This window comes from Streptomyces sp. Root1310 (genome assembly GCF_001426425.1).
Classification (GTDB): domain Bacteria; phylum Actinomycetota; class Actinomycetes; order Streptomycetales; family Streptomycetaceae; genus Streptomyces.
The window spans coordinates 144908-161857 of record NZ_LMEQ01000034.1 but is presented as its reverse complement, the minus strand read 5'-3'; the positions used below and the strand labels follow the sequence as shown (position 1 = coordinate 161857).

The window sequence follows — 16950 nt, the reverse complement described above, 5'->3', positions numbered from 1 at the left end:
GCTCCAGGCTGGGGCTCCAGGACTGCGGTTCCACCGCGGCCCTACTCCGGCTCGCAGCCGCGCAGGACGGACGCGATCACGTCGTCCAGACCGGGCCCGGTGACCTCCGGTGGGAGCAGCCCGCTCACGGTGAGCCCGGCATAGCCGTGCAGCGCCGCGAAGATCGGCAGGGCGACGCGCTCCAGCTCGCCCTGCCGCACCTCGCCCCGACGCTGCCCGTCGCGGATCAGTTCGAGAAGCCGGTCGGACCACGTGTGGGCCGTCGCGCCCAGTGCCTCCGACGCCTCCGGGCTGTGCTTGGCCGAGAACATCAGGTCGAGCAGCGCGGGGTTGGTCACGGCGAAACCGACGTAGGCGCGGGCCGCGGCGTCCAGGCGTTCCGCGAACGACTCGCCGACGCCTTCCTGGGCCGCCGAGATGAGGGCGGCCAGCCGCTGGAAGCCGGTCAGCGCCAGGGCGTCCAGCAACGCCTGCTTGGTCTTGAAGTGGCGGCTCGGCGCGGCGGGGCTGACGCCGATGTCACGGGCCAGTTCCCGCAGGGACAGCGCTCCCGATCCCCTCTCGCGCAAGGTCTGCTCGGCGCGTGCGAGCAGCTCCGCGGGGAGGTCTCCGTGGTGGTAGGGGCGGCTTTTCATGCCCTCAGCCTAGCCCGGCGTGAGCAGCGCCCACATTGTTATCGTTGCCAACATTGTGAGCAGCGCATACATTGGACTCATGGCAAACGACATGAAGACCACCCCGTCCTGGAACACCACCGACATCCCCGACCAGACCGGCCGCACCGTCGTGGTGACCGGCGCCAACAGCGGCCTCGGCCTCGCCACCGTCGAGGCGCTGGCCCGTGCGGGCGCCCATGTGGTCCTGGCGGTGCGGGACCCCCGGCGCGGCGAGGCGGCGGCCGCGGCCGTACCGGGCAGTGTGGAGGTGCGCCGGCTCGATCTGGCAGACCTCTCCTCCGTCCGCGAGTTCGCCGCCGGCTGGCGCGGTGACCTGGACCTGCTCATCAACAACGCGGGCGTCATGAACGTCCCCGAGGGCCGAACCAAGGACGGCTTCGAGACGCAGTTCGGCACCAACCACCTCGGCCACTTCGCCCTGACCAACCTGCTGCTGCCGTACGTCACCGACCGCGTGGTCGTCCTGTCGTCCGGCGCCCACAGGATGCCGGGCCGTCCCCGCATCCACTTCGAGAACCTCGACCTGAGCGGCGAGTACGCCCCGATGGCGGCCTACAGCCAGTCCAAGCTCGCCAATCTGCTGTTCACCCTCGAACTCCAGCGGCGGCTCGGCGAGGCGGGCTCGACCGTACGCGCCGTGGCGGCCCACCCCGGCTGGGCCGCCACCAACCTCCAGGGGCACGACGCCAGCCTCCTGCGGCGCCTCTTCATGCGGGTGGGCAACCGGCTCATCGCCCAGGACGGCCGGGCCGGCGCGCTGCCCACCCTGTACGCCGCGGTCCGGGATCTGCCCGGCGCGAGCTATGTCGGCCCCGACGGCCTCTTCGAGATGCGCGGTGCGCCGACTTTGGTCGGCCGTTCCGCGGCGGCCAGTGACCCGGCCGCCGCACTGCGGCTGTGGACCGTGTCCGAGGAGCTGACCGGCGTCACCTTCCCCGAGCCCGCCCTGACGGCGAGCGGCCCGACGTCCTGAGAGGCCCGGAAGGCCGCGACGGAGCGGTACGCCCCGCCGCGGACCGGGACGGCCGTCCAGCGCCGGGACGGCCGGTGGCGGACGGTGGACGGCGGGCGGACGGTGGACGGCGGGCGGTGGCCGATGGCGGGTGGACGGCGCGGCGGCCACCCGCCACGGGAGCGGCTACTCGCCCTTCGGTGCCGCCTGTTGCACCACCTCGAAGGACCAGAGGGTGGAGCCCGATGCCGCGGGCTTGGGCCGCTCCCCCTCCGTGTCGCCCCGGTGGGCGGCCTTCATCGGGCCCTCGAGCCAGGCCTGGAACGACGCCTCGTCACGCCAGCGCGTGTACACGAGGTAGGTGTCGGTGCCCTCGACCGGGCGGAGCAGCTCGAACCACTCGAAGCCGTCCGAGTTCTCGACGGCGTGGGCCCGTGCGGCGAACCTCTTCTCGAGGGTCTCCCGCTGTTCCGCCGGGACGGTCAGTACGTTGATCTTGACTACGCTCATGCCCCCATCCTGCCTTCCGGCGACCGCCGGGGGACGGACCACCCCTCCGTACCGTCGGCCCGGGCCCTGAGGCCCCGCTCCGGAATCCGAGCCTCCGAACCCGAGCCTCCGAATCCGAGCCTCCGAATCCGAGCCTCCGAACCCGGTCTCGTAGATCCGGGTCCGTGAATCTCCGGCGCGGTGAACCCCCTCCCGTGAATCTGGTCCAGACCAAACTCTTGACAGGGTCATTACTCACTTCTTAAATCACGTAGTGAACTAAGCCCGGGTCAGGGCCGGTTCGCACCCCCCACCCATTCGGCGCGGTCAGCGGTGAGCCGCCCGGCCGCGCCCACGGATGTCATGACCATGTCGTGACCGTCCGTCATGTGCCAGGAAGGGAGAGCCATGGCCTCTCCGCGCCTGCCCCGGCGCCTGCTGTTGTCGCTGGCCTCGCTGCTCGCCTTCGCGTCGCTGTCCACCGGACCGGCGCTGGGCGTGTCTCCATCCGCGGAGGACACCTCCGCACGCGCCGCCGCGGCACCCCGGGCGGCCGCCGCCGTCACGTTCTCCGAGGAGTTCGACGGACCCGCCGGTTCCGCCGTGGACGGCGCCCGATGGCAGACCGAGACCGGTGACAACGTCAACAACCACGAGCGGCAGTACTACACCGCGGGCAACCGCAACGCCGCTCTGGACGGCCAGGGCCATCTGGTGATCACCGCCCGCCGGGAGAACCCGGGCAACTACCAGTGCTGGTACGGCCGGTGTGAGTACACCTCCGCCCGGCTGAACACGGCCGGCCGGTTCACCACGACGTACGGGCGGGTCGAAGCCCGGATGAAGGTCCCGCGCGGGCAGGGCATGTGGCCCGCGTTCTGGATGCTGGGCAACGACATCGGCCAGGTCGGCTGGCCCGCCTCGGGCGAGATCGACGTCATGGAGAACGTGGGCTTCGAGCCGGCCACCGTCCATGGCACCCTGCACGGCCCGGGATACTCCGGCTCCGGTGGCATCGGCGCCGGGTACACCCTGCCCGGCGGCCAGGCGTTCGCCGACGCCTACCACACCTTCGCCGTCGACTGGAGCCCGAACGCGATCACCTGGTCCGTCGACGGCACCGTCTACCAGCGGCGCACCCCGGCCGACCTCGGCGGACGGCAGTGGGTCTTCGACAAGCCCTTCTTCCTGATCCTCAATCTCGCGGTCGGCGGCTACTGGCCCGGCGACCCCGACGGCAGCACGGTCTTTCCCCAGCAACTGCTGGTCGACTACGTGCGGGTGAGCACCGACACCGCCCAGCCGGGCGGCAGCGGCCCCATCACGGGCCTCGCCGGCAAGTGCGTGGACGTGGCCGGGGCCAACAGCGCCAACGGCACGGCCGTTCAGTTGTACGACTGCAACGGCACCGCCGCCCAGCAGTGGACGGTGGGCGCCGACGGCACGATCCGCGCGCTCGGCAAGTGCCTGGACGTCGCCTCGGGCGGCACGGCGGACGGCACCCCCGTCCAGCTGTGGGACTGCAACGGCACCGCCGCCCAGCAGTGGGCCGTCCCCGCCGCCCGGGACATCGTCAACCCGCAGGCGAACAAGTGCCTGGACGCGACGGGCGGCAGCTCGGCCAACGGCACCCGGCTCCAGATCTGGACCTGTACCGGTGCCTCTCAGCAGAAGTGGACGGTGACCCGATGACCAGGAGGTTCCCGCACCGCCGCGCGGTACGCGGCGCCCTGGGCGCGGCGGCCGCGGCCGCCCTGCTCACCGGCCTGAACGGCACACCGGCGAGCGGCGCCGCGGCCGTCGCCGGGCAGATCACCGGCCTCGGCGGCAAGTGCGTCGACATCGCGGGTGCCGCCACGGCCAACGGCACGGCCGTCCAGCTCTACGACTGCAACGGCAGCGCGGCCCAGCAGTGGACGGTGGGCGACGACGGCACGATCCGCGCGCTGGGCAAGTGCCTGGATGTGACCTCGGGCGGCACCGCCGACGGAACCCGGACCCAGCTGTGGGACTGCAACGGCAGCGCGGCGCAGCAGTGGACGGTCACCGCCGCCCGGGACATCGTCAACCCGCAGGCGAACAAGTGCCTGGACGCCACCGGCAACAGCTCCGCCAACGGCACCCGGCTCCAGATCTGGACCTGCACCGGATCCGCCAACCAGAAGTGGACGGCGCCCGGCGGCGGAGGACCGGCGCCCGGACCGGGCGCCATGGCCGTCGCGCCGTATCTCTACAACGGGTGGGGCAGCCCGCCCAGCCCCACCACCGTGATGAACGCGACCGGCGTCAAGTGGTTCACGCTGGCCTTCGTCCTCAGCAACGGCTACTGCAACCCGCAGTGGGACGGCAGCCGCCCGCTGACCGGGGGAGTCGACCAGCAGACCGTCAACACCGTCCGGGGAGCCGGCGGTGACGTGATCCCCTCCTTCGGCGGCTGGAGCGGCAACAAGCTGGAGAGTTCCTGCGGCAGCGCGGGCGAACTGGCCGCCGCCTACCAGAAGGTCATCAACGCCTACGGGCTCAAGGCGATCGACATCGACATCGAGGCGGCGGCGTACGACAGCCCGACCGTGCAGCAGCGTACGGTCGACGCGTTGAAGACCGTGAAGGCCAACAACCCCGGCATCAAGGTGTACATCACCTTCGGCACCGGGCAGAACGGGCCCGACAGCAGCCTGATCGGCAGGGCCGCCGCCTCCGGGCTCACCGTGGACAGCTGGACGATCATGCCGTTCAACTTCGGCGGTGCGGGCCAGAACATGGGCCAGCTCACCGTCCGGGCCGCCGAGGGACTCAAGACCGCGGTGAAGAACGCGTACGGCTACTCGGACGACCAGGCCTACCGGCGCACCGGCATCTCCTCGATGAACGGCATCACCGACAACAGCGAGACGGTGACCGTCGCCGACTTCCGCACCATCCTGGCGTATGCCCAGCAGCGTCAGCTGGCCCGGCTGACCTTCTGGTCGGTCAACCGCGACCGGCCCTGCACCGGCGGCGGAGCAGACACCTGCTCGGGCGTCGCCCAGCAGCCCTGGGACTTCACCCGGGTCTTCGCCCAGTACGCCGGCTGACCCGCCCGCGCGCACCCGGCCGACCCGACCCCGCCTCCCCGCGGTACTTCCCCGATCCCCACTCACGCCGTCCCGGCGGCACAGGAGAAAACGTGCTCCGCATTCCCCGACCATCCCTGGCCGGCCCCTGGGTCGCGGCCTCCGTGGCCGCCGCCACGGCCGTCTCGCTCTTCACCGGCGTCCACCCCGCCCGGGCCGCGACCGACGCGGCCACCGCCCTGCCCACCGGCTGGTCCACGGTGGTGAACTCCGGCAGCGGCAAATGCCTGGACGCCCGGTCCGCCGCGACCGTGAACGGCACCGCCGTGCAGCAGTACACCTGCAACAACAGCACCGCCCAGCAGTGGAGTTTCACGGCGACCGGTGACGGCTTCGTGCGGATCGGCAACCGCAACGACGCCCAGCAGGTCGTGGACGTGAGCGACGTGTCCACCGCCGACAACGCGGCCGTGCACCTGTGGACGTACGGCGGTGGCGCCAACCAGCAGTGGCAGGCCGTCGACGAGGGCGGCGGCGCCTACCACTTCGTCAACCGCAACAGCGGCAAGTGCCTCGACGTCCCGTCCGCCTCGACGGCCGACAGCGTCCAACTGGTGCAGTACACCTGCAACGGCACGGCCGCCCAGCGCTTCCAGGTGGCGCCGGTGAGCACCGCCCCCGGGGACGTCGACCTCGGCCCCAACGTCGTCGTCTTCGACCCCTCGATGCCGTCCTCCACGATCCAGAGCCGCTTGAACTCGATCTTCCAGCAGCAGGAGACGAACCAGTTCGGCTCCCAGCGCTACGCGGTCATGTTCAAGCCCGGCACGTACAGCAACGACGTCAACGTCGGCTTCTACACCCAGGTCCTGGGGCTCGGCCAGTCGCCCGACTCGGTCACCATCAACGGCGCCGTGCATGTGGAGGCCGACTGGTTCCCGCCGCAGAACGCCACCCAGAACTTCTGGCGCGGCGCCGAGAACCTGTCGGTCAACCCGACCGGCGGCACCGACCGGTGGGCGGTGTCCCAGGCCTCCGGCTACCGCCGCATGCACGTCCGCGGCAACCTGGAGCTGAGCGACGGCGGCTGGTCCAGTGGCGGGTTCATGGCCGACAGCAAGATCGACGGCCAGGTGCGGTCCGGCACCCAGCAGCAGTGGCTGACCCGGAACTCCCAGCTCGGCAGCTGGACCGGCTCCAACTGGAACATGGTCTTCGTCGGCAGCCAGGGCGTCCCCGGCAACAGCTTCCCCAACCCGCCCTACACCACGGTCAACCAGACGCCCACCGTGCGGGAGAAGCCCTTCCTCTACGTGGACGCCGCCGGCGCCTACAGGGTGTTCGTCCCCTCCCTGCGGGCCAACTCCTCGGCCACCACCTGGGCGAACGGGACCGCCGCAGGCAGCTCGCTCGGCCTCGACCAGTTCTTCGTCGTCAAGCCGGGCGCGACCGCCGCACAGATCAACGCCGCTCTCGACGCGGGCAAGAACCTCCTGGTCACCCCCGGTGTCTACCATCTGAACCAGACCCTGCGGGTGGCCCGCCCCGACACCGTCGTGCTCGGGCTCGGCCTGGCCACCTTCGTCCCGGACAACGGCGTCACCGCCATGACCGTCGCCGACGTCGACGGGGTGAAGGTCGCCGGCGTCCTCTTCGACGCGGGTACCACCAACTCGCAGACACTCATGGAGATCGGCCCGGCCGGCGCCGCCGCCGACCACACCGCGAACCCCACGTCCCTGCACGACGTCTACTTCCGGGTCGGCGGGGCCGCCGTGGGCAAGGCGACCACCAGCCTCGTCGTCAACAGCGACGACGTCATCGGCGACCACATGTGGATATGGCGCGCCGACCACGGCAGCGGGGTGGGCTGGACCACCAACACGGCCGACACCGGACTCGTCGTCAACGGCGACGACGTCACCATGTACGGCCTGTTCGTCGAGCACTACCAGAAGCACCAGACCCTCTGGAACGGCAATGGCGGGCGGACGTACTTCTACCAGAACGAGATGCCCTACGATCCGCCCAACCAGGCCGCCTGGATGAACGGTTCCACCCAGGGCTACGCCGCCTACAAGGTCGCGAACTCGGTCACCAGCCATCAGGCCTACGGGCTCGGCAGCTACTGCTACTTCAACGTCAACCCGAGCGTCACCGCCGAGCACGCCTTCGAGGTGCCGGCCAGTCCGAACGTGCGCTTCCAGAACATGGTGACGGTCTCGCTCGGCGGCACCGGAACCATCCGGCACGTCATCAACGACCGGGGCGGACCGTCCAACTCCGCCACCAACGTGGCCAATCTGGTGAACTACCCGTGAGGTGACCCCGCCACGGGCCGTCAGGTGCGGCGTGCGGCCCACACCGTTCGTTCGGTGCGCACGCCCAGGTCGGTGCGGTGCACGATGCCGTGCGGGCCGTCGGTGTCGAGCAGCCGGTCCAAGGCGGTCAGGTCCTCGGCCGTCAGCGCGGACGCGACACCCGCCCGCATGCGGCGCAGACTGGTGAGGGCGTAGCGGCCGACCGCGTCGGTGCGGGCCGGGCCGATGTCGACGGTGAGGGTGCGTTCGCCCTCGACGGTGAATCCGGCCTTCGCCAGCTCGGTTCCCCAGTCCGCGCCGCGGTGGGAGAGGTGCTCGGCGTGATGACGGTCGAGTGCGGCATGGCAGCGCTCCTCGAGACCGGGAGCGTCCTCCGGGGCGCTCTCGGGCAGGAAGCGGGGGAAACCCGCCAGCTCGACGACCGTGAACAGTCCGCCCGGTGCCAGCAGGTCGTGCACCTGGCGCAGGGCCCGGCCGGGCTCGGCCATGTGGTGCAGGGAGGCAGACGCCCAGACCAGGTCCGGCGTGCCGAGTGCCGGCCAGGCCGGCGCGTCGAGGTCGGCCTGCACGATGCGCACGCGGTCTGCCGCTCCGGCCGCGACGGCCTTCTCCCGCAGGCGGTGCAGGTGGGTGTCCGAGACGTCGACGGCCGTCACCTCGGCCTCGGGAAAGCGTTCGAGCAGAGCAAGGGTGCCCGCTCCGGTCCCGCAGCCCAGATCCACGACGCGGGAGGGGCTGGTCCGGACGGGCAGCCAGGCGGTGATGGACGCGATGTGTTCGGCGAGCACTTCCGCGTCGAGGTCGAGGATCTCCGACTGGTCGCCTGCGTCGTGCTGGTGCTGGTGCTGGTGCTGGTGCTCGTGTTCGTGTTCGTTCACTTGCTCCCGCTCGTGGAGAGGGTGCGCGGCGGCGTGCGTCGGGTGCGGGGAGGGGCGGTTCATGCGCTCACGCTAAGCGGGCCGACAGCGAGGGGCGGTGCCCGTTGCGGAATGCGCAAGACGATGGCCCGCTGGATTGCCCGACACGCAAGAAGACGGTCACGGTGACGGGCGGTTCGCCTTTCCGGCATCCTCGCCGCGCTGGTGGCCGCGGCGGGCGTCGCGGTCGAAGATGCCCAGGAGCTCGCACGGTCCGCCCGCGGCGCCGATGGCGTGCGGGAGCATCGTGGGGAACTCCGCCGCCTGGTTGGTCTCGATCCGGAAGCGACGGTTGCCCAGCAGCAGGATCGCGGTGCCGGAGAGGACGACGAGCCATTCGCGGCCCGGGTGGGCGCGCATCCGCGAGGGATTGTCGGGCGGCGGGTCCGTCATGCGCTGACGCACGACGGTCACGCCGGGTTCCGCCTTGACGAGCCAGCGCATTCCGTGGGCCGCGTCGACGATCGGGTTGGAGACGACGTCGTCCGTGGCGGTCTCGACCAGTTGGTCGAGGGAGGTCTCCAGGGCGCGGGCGAGGGTCACGAGCTGGTCCAGGGCCAGACGGCGCCTGCCGTTCTCGATACGGCTGAGCGTGGACTGACTGACCTGGGCGCGGGCCGCCAGCTCCTCCAGGGACCAGCCCTGCGCCAGACGCAGCGCGCGGATGCGTTTGCGGACCAGGCTCTCCAGCTCACCGGCTTCTTGCGTCATGAGCAACATCGTATGCACCCGCGGCAAGAAGTGAGTGTCCGAACCGAAGGGTGCGCCGCCGGACCGAAGGTTGCGCCGCCGAACCGAACGGTGCTCCGCCGCACCCACCGAATCCGCCGCACCCGCCGGGGCGACGGGACCCGCCGGCCCCCCGGCAACCGTCACCCGGGACCCGTCACCTGCACTCCGCCACTCACTCCGTGTCGAAGTCCGTCCCCCGGGAGACCTTCTCCCACGCGGTGAGCTCGGCCCGCACGGAGTCCAGGTGTCCGGTCAGGAAGTCGACCGCGTCACCGCCGAGGGCGAGGCGGAGCGGCGTGTTCTCGGCGTCCAGAGCCAGCCGGATCGCCGCCGCGGCTTTCGCCGGGTCGCCGGGCTGGCTGCCGTTGCCGCCCGCCACCAACCGCCGGGTCGCGCCGACCTTCTCCGCGTACGCCGGGTTCTCCTCGGAGAAGTACGCCGCACCTTTGCCGAACAGGTTGGTACGGAACGCGCCGGGCTCCACGATCAGCACCTTGACGCCGAACGGTGCCACCTCGTCGGCCAGACCCTCCGACAGCTGCTCCAGCGCCGCCTTGGTCGCGCTGTACGCGGAGAACCCGGCGAAGGACAGCTGACCGCCGAAGCTGCTGATGTTCACGACAGATCCACTGCCCCGCTCCCGCATCTGCGGCAGCAGTGCCCGGGTCAGCCGCGCCGGACCGAACACGTGCAGCTCGAACAGGTCGCGCAGCTCCTGGTCGGTGGTCTCCTCGAACGCCCCGACCTGGGTGCGGCCGGCGTTGTTCACCACCACGTCCACCCTCCCGTAGCGGGCCAGGACGTCGGCGGCCACCGCGTCGACGCGCTCGCCGTCGGTGACATCCATGCCGATCGCCTCCGCGCGGTCCGGGTGCGCGGCGACCAGGTCGTCCAGCGCCTCGATCCGGCGGGCCGTGCCGATCACCGTGTCACCGGCGGCGACCGCGGCCTCCGCGATGGCCCGCCCGAAACCGCTGCTTGCGCCGGTGACCAGCCAGACCTTGGCGTTGTCGCTCATGTTCGTCTCCCTCGTCGTCCGCCGGCCGGGGCTCCCCGTCCGGCGGCTTCCATCCTTCGCCGGGCATCGGGGCGGCGTCCAAGACCCCTTGTGATAGCCATGAGTTATGGACATCCATGGACGCGATCTGCGCTACTTCACCGCCGTGGCTGAGGAGTTGAGCTTCACGCGTGCCGCCGAGCGGCTGTTCGTCTCCCAGCCCGCGCTGAGCAAGCAGATACGGATGCTGGAGAAGCAACTGGGCGTGGTCCTGTTCGAACGCGACCGGCGGGCGGTGCGGTTGACCGCCGTGGGGGAGGCGCTGCTGCCGCACGCCCACGAGGTGCTGGCCGCCTGGCACGCCGCGGAAGCTGCGGTGCGGGAGGCGGAGACCGCCGAGCGGCGCACTCTGGTGATCGGCATGTCCACCAGCCCGGGCCGTGGGCTGCTGCCCGCCCTGCGGACCCGTCTCGTCTCCCGCTGTCCGCAGGCGCAGCCCGTCCTGCGACAGGTCAACTGGGCGGATCCCAGTGCCGGGCTGGCGGACGGATCCAGCGACGTCGCCTTCGTCTGGCTGCCGCTGCCGGACGAGGACCGCTACCGGTATGCGGTGGTGGCCCGCGAGCCTCGCCTGGTCGCGCTGCCGGAGGGACACCCCTTGGCGGCGCGGGCCGCGTCCGACCCCGAGGGGCAGGTGGACTTCGCCGACCTGCTGGAGGAGCCCTTCCTCGCCCTGCCCGAGGAGGCCGGCCCGTTGCGCGACTACTGGCTCGCCCTCGATGCCCGCGGCGGTCGTCCGCCGCGGATCGGCGGGGTGGTGGCCAGCGCCGAGGAGACCCATGAGGCGGTGTCCGGCGGTCAGGGGATCGCGCTGCTGGCCACCGGGAACGCTCCGCTGGTCGTCCGGGACAAGGTGATCGCCGTACCGGTCCGGGGCATCTCCCCGTCCCGGCTGGCGGTGGCCGCCGCCCGGGACGACGGACGGCCCCTCGTGCTCGCCTACCTGGCCGCCGCGAACGAGGTCGGAACCACCGCCTGCGGCGACCGGGTGCCCGGAGCATGAACGCCTTCGCCCGCCCCGGAGAGCCGTTCGGGGCGGGCGAAGGCGGCGGTCGGTACTACTTGGTGAGCGCCGCCAGCTTGGGGTCGTTCGCGTAGGCCTCGGCCGCGTTCTCCTTGGTCACGATGACCGGCGGCAGGAGGTAGGACGGGACGACCTTCTTGCCGTTGTCGTAGGACTTGGTGTCGTTGATGCTCGGCTTGTCGCCCTTCTGGAGGGCCTTGACCATGTTGACGGTCTCCGCGACGAGCTTGCGGGTGTCCTTGTTGATGGTCGAGTACTGCTCACCGGCCATGATCGACTTCACCGACTCGACCTCGGAGTCCTGGCCGGTGACGACCGGGACCGGCTTGCCGGCTCCCTTGACCGAGGTGAGGATCGCCCGGGCGAGCGTGTCGTTGGGCGACAGGACGCCGTCGAGGGTCTTCTTGCCGCCGTAGGCCGAGGTCAGCAGCGAGTCCATGCGCTGCTGGGCGTTCTCGGCCTTCCAGCCCTGGGTCGCGGTCTGCTTGATGTCGGTCTGCCCCGACCCGACAACGATGTCTCCCTTGTCGATCAAGGGCTTCAGCACCTCCATCGCACCGTCGAAGAAGACCTTGGAGTTGTTGTCGTCCGGCGAGCCGGAGAACAGCTCGATCGTCCAGGGACCCTTCGGCTTCTTCGCCTTCATGCCGTCGATCAGCGCCTGCCCCTGGAGCTGGCCGACCTTGAAGTTGTCGAAGGCGATGTAGTAGTCGACGTCGGGCGTGTTCGTGATGAGCCGGTCGTAGGCGATGACGGTGGCGCCCTCGTCCTTGGCCTGCTTCACCTGGGTCGCGAGCTGCGAGGCGTCGGTCGCGCCGATGACGATGACCTTCGCGCCCTTGGTGACCATGGAGGAGATCTGCGCCTGCTGGTCGGCGACGGTGGTCGAGGCGCCCGCGTACTGGACGTCGGCCTTGAAGCCGGATTCCTTGAGACCGTCGGTGAACAGGTCACCGGCGAGCACCCAGTTCTCCGACGTCTTGGCGGGCAGGGCGACGCCGATCAGCGCGTCCTTCGCGAAGCCCTTGGCGTCGGCGCTGTCGCTGCCGGTGGAGCCCTCGCGTTCATTCGAGCAGGCCGTGCCCAGGGTGAGCAGGGCGGCGGCGCCGACGGCGGCGATGCTTCTGATGACGAGTGTGCGCATGGTGGAGTTGGCCCTTCGTACGGTGTGCTGGTTGCGGGAGTGCGGGGTGCCGTCGAGTGCGGCGGGGGAGGAGATGCGGGCTCTGCGGTCAGCCCGCGATCCCGGCCTTGTCGACGTCGGAGTTCGGGGCCGCCGGTGCAGCCGGGTCGTCCCGCCGGAACGGGCGCGTCAGGGCGCCGATGACCGAGAAGCGTCCCTGCCGCTTGTTGTAGACGTCGAAGGCGACGGCGAGCAGGAGGACCAGGCCCTTGATGATCTGGACCATGTCGGATCCGACGCCCTCCAGTTGGAGGCCGTTGTTGAGCAGCGCCATGACCAGGCCGCCGACGATCGAGCCGCTGACCGTGCCCAGGCCGCCGGAGACCGCCGCGCCGCCGATGAACACGGCCGCGATGGCGTCCAGTTCCCAGCTCAGTCCGTCCTGCGGTCCGGAGGCCGAGGAGCGGGCTACGAAGATCATGCCGGCCAGCGCGGCCAGCACCGACATGTTCATCATGACGAGGAAGTTGACGCGCTTGAGCTTCACACCGGAGAGTTCCGCCGCGCGCGCGTTGCCGCCGACGGCGTAGATGTGCCGACCGCCGATGGTGTTGCGGGTGTAGTGCGAGTACGCGAGGACCAGAACGATCAGGATGATGCCGGAGATCGGCAGGCTGGTGCCGATCCGGCCGCCGGCGAAGCGGAGCGTCGCGAAGACGATCACGCCGAACATGACGGCCAGGCGGATGCCCGTGACCCACAGCGGTGCCAGGTCGGCGTTCATCTCGCGACGCGTCCGGCGTGCCTGCCACTCGCGCCACAGCACGCCCGCGCAGGCGGCCACGCCGAGCAGCAGCGTCAGGTTGTTGTACCCGGTGTCCGGCCCGACCTCGGGGAGGAAGCCGGCGCCGATCTTGCGGAATCCCTCGGGCACCGGAACCGTGTCTGCGTTGCCGATGTACTGGTTGCCACCGCGGAACAGCAGCATCCCGGCGAGGGTCACGATGAAGGCCGGCACGCCGATGTAGGCCACCCAGAAGCCCTGCCAGGCACCGATCGCGGCGCCGACGAGCAGGCCGAGCGCGATGCCGAGGGGCCAGGGCAGGTCGTACTCCTGCATCGCCTTGGCGACGACGATGCCGGTGAACGCGGCGACCGAACCGACCGACAGGTCGATGTGGCCGGCGACGATCACCATCAGCATCCCGATGGCCAGGATCAGGATGTAGGAGTACTGGCTGACGACCGCGATGAGGTTGCCCGACGTGAGCGTCAGGCCGTCGGTCCAGATCTGGAACAGCAGGACGATCGCCACCAGGGTGGAGATCATGCCGAACTGGCGGGCGTTGGAGGTCGTTCCTCCGAAGAGGTTCTTCTGAAGGTCGGATATACGGCTCATGGAGTGGGGCTCTTCTTGGTAGCGGTCATCTGCTTCATCAGGAGTTCCGGATCGGCGTCGCCACGCGCCACATCGCCGGTGATGGTGCCCTCGAACACCGTGTAGATGCGGTCGCACAGGCCGATCAGCTCGGGCAGCTCGGAGGAGATGACGACGACCCCCTTGCCCTGGGCGACGAGCCGCTGGATGATCCCGTAGATCTCGAACTTGGCGCCCACGTCGATGCCGCGGGTCGGTTCGTCGAGGATCAGCAGGTCCGGGTCGGTGAACATCCATTTCGCCAGCACGACCTTCTGCTGGTTGCCACCGGAGAGCTTCACGACGCCCTCGTCGACGCTGGGGGTCTTGATCCGCAGGCTCCGGCGGTACTCCTCGGCGATCCGGTGCTCGCGCACCGGGTCGATGACGCGCCGCCGGGCGATCTTCGACAGCTTCGCGGCCACCATCGAGGTCTTGATGTCGTCCAGCAGGTTGAGACCGATCGACTTGCGGTCCTCGCTGACGTAGGCGAGGCCGTGCCGGATGGCGTCCGACACCGTCTTCAGCCGGACCTCCTCGCCGTCCTTGAAGACCCGGCCCGACAGCCAGGTGCCGTAGGACCGGCCGAAGAGGCTCATCGCGAGTTCGGTGCGGCCCGCGCCCATGAGTCCCGCGAAGCCGACGATCTCCCCGCGGCGTACGTGGAACGTCGAGCCCTTGCACACCATCCGCTCGTCCGAACTGGGGTGGCGTACCGTCCAGTCGCGGACCTCGAAGAAGATCTCGCCGATGTCGGGCGTGCGGTCGGGGAAGCGGCTGTCGAGCTCCCGTCCGACCATGCCCCGCACGATGCGGTCCTCGTTGACGCCGTCCGCCCGCACGTCGAGGCTCTCGATGGTGCGGCCGTCGCGCAGGATCGTGATGGTGTCGGCGACCGCCTCGATCTCGTTCAGCTTGTGCGAGATGATGATCGAGGTGATGCCCCGCTCGCGGAAGCCGCGCAGCAGGTCGAGCAGGTGCTGCGAGTCGTGCTCGTTGAGGGCCGCGGTCGGCTCGTCGAGGATCAGCAGCTTCACGTCCTTCGCGAACGCCTTGGCGATCTCGACGAGTTGCTGCTTTCCGACACCGATGTCCTTGATGAGGGTGTCGGGGTCCTCCCGCAGTCCCACCCGCGCCATCAGCTCCAGGGCGCGGCGTTGGGCCGTCTTCCAGTCGATCGCGCCGCGACGGCGAGGTTCGTTCCCGAGGAAGAGGTTCTCGGTGATCGACATACCGGGCACCAGGGCCAGTTCCTGGTGGATGATCGCGATGCCGGCCTGCTCGCTGGCCCGGATGTCGTGGAACCGGACCTGCTCGCCGCGGTAGACGATGTCGCCGGTGTAGCTGCCGTGCGGGTGCACCCCGCTGAGCACCTTCATGAGAGTGGACTTGCCGGCGCCGTTCTCGCCGCAGATCGCGTGGATCTCGCCCTCCCGCACGACGAGGCTGACGTCGGCGAGCGCGGTGACGCCGGGGAAGGTCTTGGTGATCGACCGCATCTCCAGCAGGGTCGGGGCGGTGGGCTTCATGACCGGTGCTCCCCACCGCCGGGAACGCCCCTGGGCGTACCCGAGCCTTCGGGCCTGCGGCATTGCATGGACATCAACTTGCCTCCGATGGCACTGCCCTGTGCCTTCGTGTCCGAGATTTCGTGTGCCGGACACTAAATCCATTTGTTTTACTAAGTCAATGGGCTGCGAGGGATAGGTTGTAGGGGGAAACGAGAGAGGACCGTGCGTGCGGCAGGCAGGAACGAACCTTCCCAAGGTCGGGCGATACAACCGGGCCGTGGTCCTGGACCAGATCCAGCTGGCCGACGGCATCAGCCGGGTCGAGATCGCCCAGCACACGGGCCTCACCCCGCAGACGGTCTCGGGCATCGTGCGGCGTCTGCTCGACGAGGGCATCGTGCGGGAGGACGGCGCGAGCAGGGTGTCCAGCGGCGGGAAGCCCCGCACCACCCTGCGCATCAACGCCGAGGCGGGCAGCGCGGTCGGCCTCCACTTCGATCCCGTGGAGCTCAGCTGCACCGTGGTCGACCTGCTTGGCCGGCCGCTGGTCGTCAAGAAACGCCCCACGGATCCAGGCACCGACCCGGCCCAGGTCATCAAGGACATGGCGGAACTGGTCGCCGACGTGCTGGCCGAGACGGGCGTCGACCGCGGCAAGGTCCTCGGGCTCGGTCTCGCCACTCCCGGCCCGATCGACCTGGAGGCGGGCGCGATCGTCGGCGCGCCCCAGCTGGCCCGCTGGACGAGGGTGCCGGTGCAGCACATGCTGAGCGAGGCGACCGGCCTGCCGGTGACCCTGGACAACGACGCCACCGCCGCCGCGGTCGGCGAGCGCTGGTCGGGCAAGGGCAAGGGGGTGGCGGACTTCGCCTACTTCTTCTTCGGCACCGGCGTCGGCGGCGGCCTCATCCTCAACCACCAGGTGTACCGGGGCGGTTCACTGAACGCGGGCGAGTTCGGGCACTCCTCGGTGCTGCCCGAAGGACCGGAGTGCTACTGCGGCAACCGGGGCTGCCTCGAGAGGCTCGTGAACCCCACGGCGATCGTCGCCGAGGTGCACCGCAGGCTCGCCGCGGAACCGCGTCCGGACAGCGCGCTGGCGCGGGTCTTCGCCGAGCGTCCCGAGGCGGTCGACCACACCGCCATCGTGGTGGCCGCGGCGGCCGGCGACCCGGTCGCGGCGGCCGTCATCGACGAGACCGCGGAACACGTCGCCTCGGTAGCGGTCGACATCGCGAACTTCATCGACGTGGACCTGATCGTCCTCGGGGGTCACGGCATCCAGCACGTCGAGTCGCGCTACGTCGAGGTCGTCGCCGCCGCGCTGGCCAGCCGGCCGTTGTCCCGGCATGTCCGGGTCGTCGAGGTCGAGGCCTCCTGGCTCGGCACGGACGCCGCGGTGGTCGGTAGCGCGGCACTCGTCCTGCACGCCACGTACTCCCCGCAGCTGTCGGCCCTGCTGGGGACGGCGGCGGACCCCGGCGGGATGCCCTAGGCCGGGTCCGCAAGGTCCCGCCCGGCCCGCGGCGCCCGGCGCGTACGCCCCGAGGGGGCACCCCCAGCCGCGGTGTCGGACCGGCCGCGTACACCGACCGGTAAGAGGGCCGCCCTCCTGCCTGCCGCCGGCGGCCCTCCGCCGTGCGACCGCACGCACGCACCGGACGCCGGGATCCCCGC

Annotated in this window: 14 protein-coding genes; 6 read left to right on the top strand and 8 right to left on the bottom strand. The window is 70.5% G+C overall.

Annotation, left to right across the window (positions count from 1 at the left end):
- Nucleotides 1-41: 41 nt before the first annotated feature.
- Nucleotides 42-635: a TetR/AcrR family transcriptional regulator gene (locus ASD48_RS39035; RefSeq protein WP_057606647.1), complete on the bottom strand. Its 594-nt coding sequence runs from the start codon at nt 633-635 to the stop codon at nt 42-44.
- A gap of 91 nt (nt 636-726) precedes the next feature.
- Between ASD48_RS39035 and ASD48_RS39030 the strand changes: the two genes are divergently transcribed.
- On the top strand, nt 727-1650 hold the full coding sequence (locus ASD48_RS39030; protein WP_057606646.1) for an oxidoreductase: 924 nt from the start codon (nt 727-729) through the stop codon (nt 1648-1650).
- Between the two features lie 165 nt (nt 1651-1815).
- On the opposite strand, the gene ASD48_RS39025 is transcribed toward ASD48_RS39030, so the two are convergent.
- Entirely contained in the window at nt 1816-2139 is a 324-nt protein-coding gene (locus tag ASD48_RS39025; RefSeq protein ID WP_057606645.1) for an antibiotic biosynthesis monooxygenase, read from the bottom strand.
- Between the two features lie 387 nt (nt 2140-2526).
- On the opposite strand from ASD48_RS39025, the gene ASD48_RS39020 reads away from it, so the two are divergent.
- From ASD48_RS39020 to ASD48_RS39010, 3 genes are all read left to right on the top strand, one after another.
- On the top strand, nt 2527-3810 hold the full coding sequence (locus tag ASD48_RS39020) for a glycoside hydrolase family 16 protein (RefSeq protein WP_057606644.1): 1284 nt from the start codon (nt 2527-2529) through the stop codon (nt 3808-3810).
- On the top strand, nt 3807-5192 hold the full coding sequence (locus tag ASD48_RS39015; RefSeq protein ID WP_057606790.1) for a chitinase: 1386 nt from the start codon (nt 3807-3809) through the stop codon (nt 5190-5192). The genes ASD48_RS39020 and ASD48_RS39015 overlap by 4 nt, the downstream gene beginning before the upstream one ends.
- A 92-nt stretch (nt 5193-5284) precedes the next feature.
- Entirely contained in the window at nt 5285-7492 is a 2208-nt protein-coding gene (locus ASD48_RS39010; RefSeq protein WP_242432863.1) for an RICIN domain-containing protein, read from the top strand.
- A gap of 20 nt (nt 7493-7512) precedes the next feature.
- Here ASD48_RS39010 and ASD48_RS39005 read toward each other — a convergent pair whose 3' ends face one another.
- From ASD48_RS39005 to ASD48_RS38995, 3 genes are all read right to left on the bottom strand, one after another.
- On the bottom strand, nt 7513-8433 hold the full coding sequence (locus ASD48_RS39005; RefSeq protein WP_057606643.1) for a class I SAM-dependent methyltransferase: 921 nt from the start codon (nt 8431-8433) through the stop codon (nt 7513-7515).
- Nucleotides 8434-8529: 96 nt separating this feature from the next.
- Nucleotides 8530-9120, bottom strand: coding sequence for an XRE family transcriptional regulator (locus ASD48_RS39000; protein ID WP_057606642.1), 591 nt, complete (start codon nt 9118-9120; stop codon nt 8530-8532).
- A 193-nt stretch (nt 9121-9313) separates the two neighbouring features.
- Entirely contained in the window at nt 9314-10159 is an 846-nt protein-coding gene (locus ASD48_RS38995) for an oxidoreductase (RefSeq protein ID WP_057606641.1), read from the bottom strand.
- A gap of 106 nt (nt 10160-10265) precedes the next feature.
- On the opposite strand from ASD48_RS38995, the gene ASD48_RS38990 reads away from it, so the two are divergent.
- Nucleotides 10266-11201 (top strand): LysR family transcriptional regulator, encoded by a 936-nt coding sequence (locus tag ASD48_RS38990; RefSeq protein WP_057606640.1) that lies wholly within the window; start codon nt 10266-10268, stop codon nt 11199-11201.
- A gap of 55 nt (nt 11202-11256) precedes the next feature.
- Here the strand turns inward: ASD48_RS38990 and ASD48_RS38985 are convergent, their stop codons facing one another.
- The 3 genes from ASD48_RS38985 to mmsA all read right to left on the bottom strand — a co-directional run bounded on the left by ASD48_RS38985 (nt 11257) and on the right by mmsA (nt 15291).
- The gene (locus ASD48_RS38985) at nt 11257-12366 is read right to left on the bottom strand and encodes a sugar-binding protein (RefSeq protein WP_057606639.1); all 1110 of its coding nucleotides are present in this window, start codon (nt 12364-12366) and stop codon (nt 11257-11259) included.
- 88 nt (nt 12367-12454) lie between these two features.
- Nucleotides 12455-13744: a multiple monosaccharide ABC transporter permease gene (gene mmsB, locus ASD48_RS38980; RefSeq protein ID WP_057606638.1), complete on the bottom strand. Its 1290-nt coding sequence runs from the start codon at nt 13742-13744 to the stop codon at nt 12455-12457.
- A complete protein-coding gene (mmsA, locus tag ASD48_RS38975; RefSeq protein ID WP_057606637.1) occupies nt 13741-15291 on the bottom strand; it encodes a multiple monosaccharide ABC transporter ATP-binding protein in 1551 nt (516 codons plus the stop codon). The genes mmsB and mmsA overlap by 4 nt, the downstream gene beginning before the upstream one ends.
- 208 nt (nt 15292-15499) lie before the next feature.
- Between mmsA and ASD48_RS38970 the strand changes: the two genes are divergently transcribed.
- The gene (locus tag ASD48_RS38970; RefSeq protein WP_057606636.1) at nt 15500-16768 is read left to right on the top strand and encodes an ROK family transcriptional regulator; all 1269 of its coding nucleotides are present in this window, start codon (nt 15500-15502) and stop codon (nt 16766-16768) included.
- Nucleotides 16769-16950 lie beyond the last annotated feature (182 nt).